Here is a 12415-nt window from a genome sequence, read left to right on the forward strand (position 1 = left end):
TACCAATAAATTTTAGAGTAAAAGTCGAACTATGATTATTGTTTCTAAGAATGTTAAGAAACCAGATATTTAAGCTCAGATCTACTATTCAATTAAATTTCTCTCCTCAAAAAGAAGGATAGAAAGAGTGTGTAATGAATGAAAAATAAGTATAGAGTTTAATTTGAAAATTTATAGATGACTTCCTTCTCTTCGTTTTGTATTTGAAATTCAAGATATTTAAAGCTGTCTCTAGGAATTACCCTAATCCATCTTTTGTAATTTAGAAACCATTCATTACGTATGCTTTTAATACCTTTAGTTAAATATGCCGCAACAAATGGATGTGTATGCAAATACAATTTGCCTTTATTTGAAACTATGGCATTTAAGATTTGTTGTTGAATTTTATCTACTAATACAATAGGAGATTCTACTTTTCCATTAATATTAGGATTTTCCTCTGTTGTATTCAACTGTTTTTGAGGACGTACTCTTTGTCTGGTGATTTGAACTATTCCAAATTTACTTGGAGGTAAGATTTTATGTTTTGCTTTATCATCTTTCATTACCTTTTTTAGATACTCATAAAGATCTTTTTTGTGCTGAGATGAAGTAAGATCAATAAAATCTATAACGATGATCCCTCCGATATCCCGTAAACGCAATTGACGAGCAATTTCTGCTGCAGCTAATTTGTTGATATGTAAGGCTGCATCTTCTTGGGATTTTTGATTGGCTGTAACGTTCCCTGAATTAACATCTATAACATGCATGGCTTCAGTATGTTCAATTATCAAATACGCGCCTTTCGATTGATAAATATTAACATGCTTACCAAACAATTGTTTTATTTGCTTATCTATATTGTAATATTCAAAGATGGGAATATGGGAATCGTAATATTTAACTAACTTAGATTTTTCGGGAGCAATAATATTAAGGTATTCTTTCATCTCTCCGGCCAATTCCTCATTATCACAAACGATACTAACAAAATCTTCATTTAAATTATCCCTAAGAATTGATGAAGCTTTATCTAATTCTCCCAAAATTTTGGCAGGTGCTTTGCTTTTTTTAATATTACGAAAACACACATTGTTCCATTTATTTAAAAGATTAGTTAATTCCGATTGTAATTCTTGAGCGGATTTACCTTCAGCTACCGTTCTAATAATAAGTCCGAAACCATTAGGGCGTATTTGTTCTCCGATTTGTTTCAACCTGTCTTTTTCTTCAGCAGTAGAGACATTTCTTGAAACTGATGTCTTGGATGCAAAAGGTATCAATACAAGATACCTTCCGGCTAAAGAAATTTCGGAAGATAATCGAGGACCTTTAGTTGAAATGGGCTCTTTGGTAATTTGTACGAGTATATCCTGATTAGGAGTTAGAACATCTTGTATAACTCCATCCTTGTTTATATCTTCTTCAAAAGGGAACGAAGTTAATTTGGGTGAATTTATTTTACCGGAAGATACTCCTTTACAATATTTTAATGAAGATTTAATTTGTGGACCTAAATCAAGATAATGTAAAAAAGCATCTTTTTCGTATCCGATGTTTACGAAACAAGCATTAAGACTTGGAGCAAGTTTTTTTACTTTGCCCATAATAATATCTCCAACCGTAAAATTATTTCCTATTTCTTCTTCATGAAGTTCTTGAATCCTCCCTCCTTCTAATATTATAATTCTAACCTTTGAATGTTCGTACGATACTATTAATTCTTTACTCATCTTTTACATTAATTATCCACCCTTATACACATTCATTTTTGAACAAAAACATTCTTTACCTATTGTTTTTGAGTTTAAACTTTGGTAAAGAATGTACAAATATCTTAAGTAAAAAAACCTTAGTTTTATGTTAGAAGAAAATTATTTATTTTTCTTTTTATGACGGTTTAATCTTCTTCTTTTTTTACGTTTATGGGTCGCTACCTTATGACGTTTTCTTTTTTTTCCGCTTGGCATAGTGTTCTTTTATTTATTAATTATTACTAATTTTTGACTTTAACATTTGTTTTTACGTCTTCAACAAAAGACTTAGCTGGTTTAAAAGCAGGTACATTGTGAGCCGGAATCTTAATAGTTGTATTTTTAGAAATGTTTCTTCCTGTTTTAGCTGCTCTTTTTTTAATTAAAAAAGTTCCAAAACCTCTTAAATAAACATTATCACCCTTAGCCATAGCAGTTTTAATCTCATCCATAAAAACCTCCACGACTTTTTGAGTTTCAACTTTTTCAAGACCCAGTTTACTTGAAATCGAATTTACGATATCTGCTTTTGTCATACTTTTAATATTATATTATTATACTTCTAATTAAATTTTGAGTTTGCAAATATAATATTATTTTTGGAAAGTAAAACTTATAAACATTTAAAAGTGTGAATTTTATTAGTCTTTTACAGAAATGGTATAAAATCAATAAACGCTTACTGCCATGGAGGGAAACTCTTTCTCCTTATAACATTTGGATTTCGGAAATTATTTTTCAGCAAACTCGTATTAATCAAGGATATGAATATTATTTAAATTTTATTCAACGGTTTCCAAATGTTGAAGTTCTGGCAAATGCCTCCGAAGATGAAGTATTAAATTCCTGGCAGGGATTGGGGTATTATTCTAGAGCGCATAATTTACACTTTACCGCAAAATACATTGTAAATGAATTAAATGGTATTTTTCCTAATTCTTATCGTGAAATAATTAAACTTAAAGGAATTGGAAAATATACTGCCGCTGCCATAGCTTCAATATCTTTTAATGAAAAAGTGCCCGCTCTTGACGGTAATGCATTTCGAGTATATTCCAGAGTTTTTGGCTCAGAAAAGGATATAAGTAAAAGTAGCACTTTTACCTACTTTTTTGATTTAATTAAATCTTTAATGCCCGAAAATCCGGGAGATTTCAATCAAGCGATCATGGATTTCGGTTCGATGGTCTGCACACCGTTACATCCAAAATGCGATCAATGTATTATTCAGGAGGAATGTTTGGCCTATACTAATAATTTACAAAATGTTCTTCCAATTAAATCTTCCTCGGTTAAAATTAAAGAAGAAAATATACATTATGCCTATCTTTTTTGTAAAGACTTAACATTAATAAAAAAAAGAAATAACAATTCGATTTGGAAAGGGTTATATGAATTCCCCTTATTTGACCAAAATTTCAAGAATTACCAAATTATCCATAACCATCAGATCAAACATAAGCTTAGTCATAGATTATTAACTATTACCATTTCAGAAATTGAAATTGATGAAAATGATTTTTATCAAGTCGCCCATAAAATAAATGCTATAATTTTGAATAAAAACAACTTAAAAAGCTACGCTTTTCCAAAACCCATGGAAAATTTTTTATTTTATAATTAAATTTTTTATTATTTTTGCTCATCAATGCGATCAATTTATATATAAAAATGAGTACATCTATTAATAAAGTAATTTTAGTTGGGAATTTAGGTACTGACGTAAAATCTTATAGGTTTAGTGATGGAAATATTGTTGTTAACTTTCCGGTTGCCACATCTGAAAGTTATATGAATAAAGAAACCGGAGAAAAAGTAGATGTAACTGATTGGCATAATATAACTGCAAGAAATAAACTGGCAGAACTTTGTGAAAAATTTTTGAAAAAAGGAAGTAAAGTTTACATTGAAGGAAAACTTAAAACTCGTAAATTTGATGATAACGGTATTACTAAACATATTACCGAAGTTATTGCAGATAATATTTTATTTTTATCCAACTTATTGGGTAAACAACCTGAAAATGAAGACATAATTCAGCATGATTTTTAAACTTCAAAAATACTTATAATAAAATTTCAATTTATATGGACGAGCCCGGGCCCACGAGTATTTCATTAATTTATATCCTCTTATTTTATAATTTTCTCTTCTCCTATTGTTTTAAGAGAAAAACTTTCTTTAAATTATTTAGCAAAAATCTACAGGTATGTGCATTGACTGCTTTTGCATATACTTTATCCCCTCAAAAATATTTTTATTACAAGATAAAATATTTATATAAAAAGTTTCTATTCATAGGTAATAGATGGGATAATATACGTATTGTATCTAAAAATTCGTTATATATATTATTTAATTAAATACTAAATTTATTTATTTAGATGAGTAAATCATTAAAAAAATTATATATTTTATATTTTATTATTCTATTTTCTATGTTATTACTTAGTTGTAAGAAAGAAGAATATTTACCTAAGCCAATCGGCCAGGTAAGATTAGAATACCCTGCACCCAATTACATACTTTTTAAAAAAGAAAAATGTCCTTTTGAATTTCAGTATTCGAACCTCACTAAAGTAAAGGATAAATACAAAAATTGTTGGTACAATTTTAGTTATCCATTCATGAAAGCAACTCTATATTTAACTTATTCTGAGGTAAACGGAAATTTAAATTCGCTATTAAAAGAAGCTCAGAGACTTGTATATGAACATACCATAAAAGCCAATTCTATAAAAACCAAATCATTTTCTTATCCGGAAAAAAAGGTATTTGGAAATCTTTATCGATTGGGAGGCGAATCTGCTTCAAATATTCAATTTTATGTAACAGATAGTATTAAACATTTCCTTTCAGGAAATTTATATTTTAAAGTTCAGCCTCGGCCTGATTCTTTACAACCTGCTGTTGAATATATTGAAAAAGATATTATTAAAATGATTGAAACAACTACCTGGGAATAAACTTAATTTTTTTATATTAAAATGTTAGAAATAGGAATTCTTTTATTATTAACTCTTTTAAATGCCTTTTTCGCTATATCTGAGATTGCCTTAGTATCAGTTAAGAGGCAAAAAATTGAAAACAAAGTTAAAAAAGGAAATAAAAAGGCTAAAATAGTACTCAATCTTTTAGAAAAACCGGAAGATTTTTTATCTTCTATTCAAGTGGGTATAACTTTGATCGGTATTGTATCGGGTGCTTATGGAGGCGCTACCTTAGTAAAATACGTTACTCCATTTTTTGAGCATTTCTCATTGACAGCAACCCATGCTAATGAACTGTCTTATATGGTAATTATAGCATTGATTACTTATGTGTCCATAGTTTTGGGAGAGTTAATTCCTAAGACTTTCGGCATGAGAAATCCTGAAAAAATAGCTTTGACTGTTGCTCCAATTATCAAAGTTTTTTCAATGGCTTTGTATCCGTTTGTTAAAATCCTTTCATTTTCAACCCATATATTTAATAAGATATTTAAAATTTCAAATGTGGAAGGTGAAAAAATTTCTGAGGACGAACTAATTTATATGCTTAAGACAGCAAGTTTACAAGGGGTTTTAGAAAAAGAGGAAAGTGAATTGCATCAGAATGTTTTTGCTTTTTCAGAACAAAAAGCTAAAAGTTTAATGACATACCGCAAAAGAGTTGAATGGATTAATTTAAAAGATAGTTTCGAAGAAATTGAAAAGCAAATTAAAGACAGCAATTTTACCAAATTTCCCGTGTGTGACGGTAATTTAGATGAAGCTAATGCCTATTTGGCTATAAAAGAATTTTATGAAAATATAAACACGCCAAATTTTGATATCAAATCCATTTTAAAAACTCCGATCTTCATTCATGAAAATATGCATTCTGTTGATATTTTACAGGAATTCCGAAAAAATAAACAGCATATGGGTTTTGTTGTGGATGAATATGGTACTTTTCAAGGTATTATCACTTTGCAAGACCTTATTGAAGGTATTGTTGGTGACATGCCTGAGAGCGATGAAGAGGAGACAGAAATTGTGCAACGTGAAGATGGTTCATATTTAGTTAACGGTAATATAGGAATTAGAGATTTAAATTCCTTTTTTGATGATACCATTATAGAATTAGACGATGATGAATATGTTACGTTAGCCGGATTTATTATTTATCACATGGAGTATATTCCTGAAGTTGCCGAAAAATTCAATTATAACGGATTTTCATTTGAAATTGTAGATAAAGATGCAAATAGAATAGATAAAGTATTAATGGAAAAACTTAATTCTACGGAAGAAAACGAGGAGAGTTCCGCTGAAGATGAAATTACTGATTAATACTATTTTTTATGATTTACTTTATTTATAGTTTGCTCTTTATTGGATTTATTATTATTTCATTTATGCTTTATCGGTTTTTACTAAAAACTACCGATATAATGAAGTATATGTTTTTCATTATTTTATACATAGTCGGTATATTACTATTTTTTCAGGCAGCAGAAATGATTATTATCTATTGGTATGATCCCATACCTGCTAAGTATTTAAATTTTATGTTCTTAACCTATCTTTTTGCTACAATGATTGGATTTATAAGTATTTCAATTATTACCATTAAAAAGTTGAAAAAGAAATGAGTTATTCATTTGATTTATAGACTTTAACATAAAAATTTTCATCAACATAAAATTTATTGATTAAATTCTTAGGTTTGACGGATTTCCAATTTTCTGTAGGTTTGATTTTACCTATGGACGTGTTTATTTCCATTGAAAAGCCTTTAAAAACGTTTGACCATTTATAAAATAAGGTATTATCTTTTATATAATAATTTAATACGGGTATATCTACAGTTCTTAAATATTGGTCAAAAATTTTAGAAAAATTAATTCCTGATTTTTCTGATATATAATTTTCTATTTGACTCGAAGTAACAGTTTGATGATAAAAATCTTGGTTTAAACCTCTGAGTATATTTCTGAATAGTTCATCATTTCCGATAATTTGTCTTATGGTATGTATCATATTGGCTCCTTTATCATACATATCTATACTCCCTTTTTTATTTTTAGAATACGTTCCTATAATGGGAAAATCATTTTTAATATTCTTTCTTTGTCCTATTATATACCTATTTGCTTTTTCCTTTCCATAAAAATATTCAACAAATAACGTTTCCGAATAGGTAGTGAATGCTTCATGTATCCACATGTCCGCAATATCCGCATTAGAAATATTGTTGCCAAACCATTCGTGTCCGGATTCGTGAACTATAATAAAATCCCACTCCAACCCTATACCCGTGTCACTTCTGTCTTGACCTAAATAGCCATTTTTATAATTATTGCCATAAGCAATTGCACTTTGATGTTCCATGCCCAAATAAGGCGCTTCAACGATCTTATAACCATCCTCATAAAAAGGATACGGGCCGAACCAATATTCAAACGCTTCAAGCATCTTTTTTACTTGTGAAAACTGGAATTTTGCTTTATTTAAATTTTCAGGCATAACCCAATAACTTAATTCTAAATTTCCTTTTTCTCCCTTATATTCATCTTTAAAATTTACATAATCTCCTATATAGGGAATTATATTGTAAGAATTTATAGGATTAATCACCTGCCATTTAAAATAGTTTTTTTGTGATTCATTCCAGTTACCTATTAGTTTCCCATTGCCTATACCTTTTAAGTGGTTATTGGTAACAATAGTTAAGGTCATTCCTTCATCCGGCTCATCTCCCAAATAGCCCTTGCATGGAAACCACATACTAGCTCCAATGCCTTCACAAGCAACGGTCATCCAAACTTTACCATTTCTATCTTTAGAAAATATCCAACCTCCATCCCAGGGAGCATTTTCTGCAATTTTGGGTTTTCCGCTAAAATAAATAATGAGTTCCTGATCAACATTTTCTTTCTTTGCATTGCGACTTATGTCTAAATAATAATAATTTCCTTTTTTTACATATGGTACACGGTTATTTTTTACAGTCAAAATACTATCAATATTCATTGGATTTTGTAAATCAATTTGAATAATGTCAGATCCTTTATTTAGGAATTTAATTTTGTTTGATCCTTTTAGAAATTTTGCTTTAAAGTCCGGTTCAATGATTAGATCATAATGTTTTACATCCCAATGTTCTATATACTTATTTTTATTACTCTCTATCGAATCTTTAAATATAAATAAAGCTCTTTCTTGAGCAACAAAAATTAGTGGTAAGAATAAAAATATAACGTGTTGAAATTTAAAAGATTTCATAAAGAATACTTTAACGATGGATCTATTTGCTAAAATTAATTATATAAAAGAACGTATAGGATATAAGTATCTTGTACTTTATTTTAATTATTGTAAAAATAGTATTAAAACAATGGAAAGTTTATTATACATATTGGTAAAAAAATTTTAGACACTAATGAACCTCACTCTAATTTAATTGTATTTCACATTTGAAGTCAAATTACTTACCATGTAGTTAATTTCTTTTAGTAAATCCCTATTAACTATTTTGATGAAATTTGATTAAGCTTTATACATTAATTAAAATTGTTAAAATTCTAATTTCAATAAAAAAAGTCATTAAAAACAAGCTATTTAACTCGTTTAAAATGACTTACTATAGTGACCGCGGAAGGAGTCGAACCCTCAACCTTCAGAGCCGTAATCTGACGCTCTATCCAATTGAGCTACGCGGCCATTTATTTTGCGTGCAAAGCTAATAAAATTTTTTTTTCTATTAAAATCTTTTTGAATTTTTCAATGAATTTTTATTATTCTTTCAATTCTTTTTATTTAATAATACTTTTTTTAAAACTCTAGTTATAGGGGTTTCTAAATATTTATAGCTTAGTAATGAAAAAATGCAAGCTAATGAAGCAATAAGTAAAGGTATGAAAAGTATTTCCTTTCCTAAAAAATCATAGATACTATTTATGGCAGCAACTCCAATATGATAGTGAATTAAATATAAAGAATATGAGGCAACGCCCAATCTACAAACCCATTTATTATTTAAAAAAGAAAGATATTTTGGAAAATAAACGAAAATTAAAAACAATAACAAAATGGAAAGGTAAATAAACAATAGCTTTATATCTTTCCCCCAAATTGTTAAAATAACTATCAATATAATCATTATGCTTAAGTTCTTATATTCTTTTTTATTGTTGTATAATTTATATAAAAAAAGCCCTACAAGAAACCATAAACATTCATGAAAAAAAATAAATCCTCTACTGACAAATTTATAGTATTTAATTTTTTCCGGGGATATAAAATTTTTCAAAATTTCATGTCCCATTTCACTTGAAAATAAAAGAAAAATCGGTATGCCTATTATACAAGTCAATATATAATTTCTTATCATTTTTTTAGGCGACAGAAAATATAAAAATCCTATTAAAAAATAAAAATTCACCTCAACCCATAAGCTCCAATATGCATTATCTATATAGTAATATTTGGTATAACCGACGAATATATCTACGAAATTTGGATCTATAAATGTATTAGCTATGTAATAATTAATTATATTTTTAGAACTGTAATATCCTTCGCCTGTATATATATAACTAAAAAATAAGAAAGTACATGTTGAACAAATAAACATCCCCGGAGCTAACCGAATATATCTTTTTTTTAAGAATTGTAGATAATTTTTAGAATTTTCCAATGATATAGAAATAACAAAACCGGATATAATGAAAAAGATTTGAACCCCTAAATATCCTTGATAAGCTAAAAATTTAACTATTTCATTTTTTGAAAAATTATAATAATGTCCTAAAACAACCATTCCTATAGCTAACACTCTAAGTCCATCTAATATAGGCACTCTTGAATTTTTCATAATTTAATTTACTTATGGCAGTTAGATTTTAATTATTTTTTACCAACCTTAAAATTTCTTCAGGTCTTTTTACTATGTATTCGGCTCCATATTTTTTAAGTTCTTCTTCAGATCTAAATCCCCATAGAACCCCTATACTTGTTATGCCTGCATTTACAGCTGTTTGCATATCTGTTCCGGTATCTCCAACATAAATTATTTCTTCTTTATTTGTTATACCTAATTCATTCATAATATCGTAAACAATCTGTGGATTCGGCTTCATGGGAACGTTAGTTCTTTGTCCAAAAACAGATGAAAATTTTATTTCACTAAAATATTTTTTTACTAATTCTTGAGCACCTTCCATAAATTTATTGGATGCTACTGCCAGTTTTATATTCATGGAACTCAGTGATTTTAACATTTCAATTACTCCGTCATAGGGTGCTGTCTTTATAGCTGAATGCTTAGTATAGTATTCAATGAATTCATCTTTAATTTTTTCAATTACCTCAAGATCACTTTTTAATTCGGATGGCAAAGCTCTTTCAATCAATTGAGTCATTCCATTACCTACAAAATTTTTGTATGAATCTAAAGCATGTACCGGTAAATGATTTTTTTCTAAAATATAATTACATGAATCAGCTAAATCATTTAGCGTGTTAAGTAAAGTTCCGTCTAAATCAAAAATAGCTAACTTAATCATAATTTTATTTTTTTTTATTTTACAAATATAGTTTTAAACATATAGTTAAAATCTCCCTTTAAAGACCAATTTTTCACATAATCTTTATTTATATTAATTTTATCCTTCCAAATGATCGTATCATTGTATAATTGTGGATCTTCAACTTTAGATAAAATTTCCTCTTCATTTCTGTATTTTAGTTGAGCCGGACCTGTAATCCCCGGCTTTACGGAAAGTATAATTTTATCTTCCCCTTCTAATTTGTCCGCATAACCCGGAACATCGGGCCTGGGACCCACCCAAGACATATCACCCATAATAATATTTAAAATTTGGGGTAATTCATCCAATTTATATTTTCTTAAAAATTTACCTAATTGGGTGATTTGCATTTTATCTGTAGTGACCGTTGATGTATATACACCCTTCATCGTTCTAAATTTGAACAAATTGAAATGTTTACCATTTTTACCTATTCTATTTTGAGTAAAGATTCCAATCATACCTGTGTCAAATGTAACCGCAATAAATATAATTATCATGGGTACAAGAAAAATAATAAAGCATATTAATGCTAATAAATAATCTGCTATAATTTTATTTTTCTTCATACTATTTATTATACAAAATTATAAAAGAAAAAGGATTTCTTACGAAATCCTTTTCCTATTAAGCACCTTTTAAAATAAACATTGAATAAATATTCTAATAACTATTAATAAACTTTTTCACCGTGTTGTGATATATCTAAACCTAATTCTTCTTTATCAGGGTCAACTCTTAATGGAATAATTTTATTTACAATAAATAATAATAATAACGTTCCAAAAAAAACAAATATGGAAACGGCAATCATTGCTATAAAGTGATTAACAAACAATGTGATCTCTCCAAAAAACAATCCGTTTGAAGGAATATCTTCATTTATAGACTTATCCGCGAAAACTCCGGTTAAGAGCATTCCTACCATACCTCCCACTCCATGACAAGGAAAAACGTCTAAGGTATCATCTACACCGTTAGTATGGAAAAATTTAACCATGTAAAAACTAATCACGCTGGCAATTAATCCGATAAACAACGAATGCCCTAAAGAAACAAATCCTGCGCCCGGGGTTATAGCTACTAAACCCACTACTGCTCCTACACAAACTCCTACTGAAGATAATTTTTTTCCATTAATTTTTTCTAAAAATCCCCAGGTTAGAGCACTTAAAGCAGAGGCTGCCGTTGTATTTGCAAAAGCTAGTACACCTAACTCATTAGCCGCAAACGATGATCCCGCATTAAATCCAAACCAACCAATCCAAAGCAAACTGGCGCCTAAAATTACATAAGGTATTTGTGCAGCTGCTAGAGTTGTATCTCTTCTTTTTTTCAAAAAAATAGCTCCTGCTAAAGCAGCCCAACCGGAACTCATATGAACCACCGTGCCTCCGGCAAAATCCAATATTCCTGCCTTTGCCAATATTCCTTCCGGATGCCATGTAGCATGTGCCAGGGGGGAGTAAATAAAAATTGAAAACATAACTATAAATAATAAATAACCCCAGAATTTTATACGCTCTGCTACACCTCCCGAAATTAATGCGGGAGTTATAATGGCAAATTTTAATTGAAAGAGGGCAAATAAAAGTATGGGTATGGTAGGAGCTCCTACCCAGGCAGAAGTTGTTCCAATTCCTTGCATAAACATATGAGGTAATGGATTTCCTATGATACCCCCTATATCCGGTCCGAATGCCAATCCAAACTCAAAGATAAACCATAAAACGGTTATTGTCACCATAGCTATAAAGCTCTGAAATATAGTGCTTATTATATTTTTACTGTTAACCATTCCTCCATAAAAAAAACCTACTCCGGGAGTCATTAAAAAAACAAGCACTGAAGCTACTAACATCCAAGCTACATCAGCAGAATTAAAATTTATGCCTTCTGCAACTGCTTTTGAAGACTCTGCTGAAAATAATGTATTTGAAAAAAGGCTTACTAAACCTACAAATATTAAAATTAGAATTAAAATATATTTACGCATACCCAATATTTTATACAGCAAAAATATAATTTTTTAATTAAAAACAAAATAAACATATGTTTTTTAACGGGTATAAATTATAAATATTAATAAATTATAAGATATACCCCTATTTTTTTTAATACC

Annotated in this window: 11 protein-coding genes and 1 tRNA gene; 4 read left to right on the forward strand and 8 right to left on the reverse strand. The window is 28.9% G+C overall.

Features of this window, described 5'->3' with window-relative positions; translation table 11 throughout:
- Positions 1-158: 158 nt before the first annotated feature.
- Together G8C43_RS04000 and G8C43_RS04005 are read right to left on the reverse strand one after the other, a co-directional pair.
- The gene (locus G8C43_RS04000) at positions 159-1718 is read right to left on the reverse strand and encodes an Rne/Rng family ribonuclease (protein WP_160564159.1); all 1560 of its coding nucleotides are present in this window, start codon (positions 1716-1718) and stop codon (positions 159-161) included.
- Between the two features lie 263 nt (positions 1719-1981).
- Positions 1982-2275: an HU family DNA-binding protein gene (locus tag G8C43_RS04005; protein ID WP_105298021.1), complete on the reverse strand. Its 294-nt coding sequence runs from the start codon at positions 2273-2275 to the stop codon at positions 1982-1984.
- Between the two features lie 95 nt (positions 2276-2370).
- Here G8C43_RS04005 and mutY point away from each other — a divergent pair, with 95 nt between their 5' ends.
- From mutY to G8C43_RS04025, 4 genes are all read left to right on the forward strand, one after another.
- On the forward strand, positions 2371-3363 hold the full coding sequence (mutY, locus tag G8C43_RS04010) for an A/G-specific adenine glycosylase (RefSeq protein WP_166004332.1): 993 nt from the start codon (positions 2371-2373) through the stop codon (positions 3361-3363).
- Positions 3364-3410: 47 nt separating this feature from the next.
- On the forward strand, positions 3411-3791 hold the full coding sequence (locus G8C43_RS04015) for a single-stranded DNA-binding protein (RefSeq protein ID WP_105298023.1): 381 nt from the start codon (positions 3411-3413) through the stop codon (positions 3789-3791).
- A 332-nt stretch (positions 3792-4123) separates the two neighbouring features.
- Positions 4124-4705, forward strand: coding sequence for a gliding motility lipoprotein GldD (gene gldD, locus G8C43_RS04020; RefSeq protein WP_166004335.1), 582 nt, complete (start codon positions 4124-4126; stop codon positions 4703-4705).
- A 21-nt stretch (positions 4706-4726) separates the two neighbouring features.
- Positions 4727-6052, forward strand: a complete 1326-nt coding sequence (locus G8C43_RS04025) for a hemolysin family protein (RefSeq protein ID WP_160541945.1) — start codon at positions 4727-4729, stop codon at positions 6050-6052.
- Between the two features lie 303 nt (positions 6053-6355).
- Here G8C43_RS04025 and G8C43_RS04030 read toward each other — a convergent pair whose 3' ends face one another.
- The 6 genes from G8C43_RS04030 to G8C43_RS04055 form a co-directional block, all read right to left on the reverse strand.
- The gene (locus G8C43_RS04030; protein WP_166004338.1) at positions 6356-7987 is read right to left on the reverse strand and encodes a M1 family metallopeptidase; all 1632 of its coding nucleotides are present in this window, start codon (positions 7985-7987) and stop codon (positions 6356-6358) included.
- Positions 7988-8351: 364 nt separating this feature from the next.
- Positions 8352-8425: transfer RNA gene (locus G8C43_RS04035), tRNA-Arg, on the reverse strand.
- A gap of 82 nt (positions 8426-8507) precedes the next feature.
- Positions 8508-9578 (reverse strand): acyltransferase family protein, encoded by a 1071-nt coding sequence (locus tag G8C43_RS04040; RefSeq protein WP_166004340.1) that lies wholly within the window; start codon positions 9576-9578, stop codon positions 8508-8510.
- Between the two features lie 28 nt (positions 9579-9606).
- Positions 9607-10269 carry an HAD family hydrolase gene (locus G8C43_RS04045; RefSeq protein WP_166004343.1) on the reverse strand — a complete coding sequence of 221 codons (663 nt, stop codon included), beginning with the start codon at positions 10267-10269 and terminating at the stop codon, positions 9607-9609.
- A gap of 14 nt (positions 10270-10283) precedes the next feature.
- A complete protein-coding gene (locus tag G8C43_RS04050) occupies positions 10284-10862 on the reverse strand; it encodes a sugar transferase (RefSeq protein WP_166004346.1) in 579 nt (192 codons plus the stop codon).
- A gap of 104 nt (positions 10863-10966) precedes the next feature.
- Positions 10967-12289, reverse strand: a complete 1323-nt coding sequence (locus G8C43_RS04055) for an ammonium transporter (RefSeq protein ID WP_166004348.1) — start codon at positions 12287-12289, stop codon at positions 10967-10969.
- Positions 12290-12415: the final 126 nt, after the last annotated feature.

Source organism: Apibacter sp. B2966 (assembly GCF_011082485.1).
Taxonomy (GTDB): Bacteria; Bacteroidota; Bacteroidia; order Flavobacteriales; family Weeksellaceae; genus Apibacter.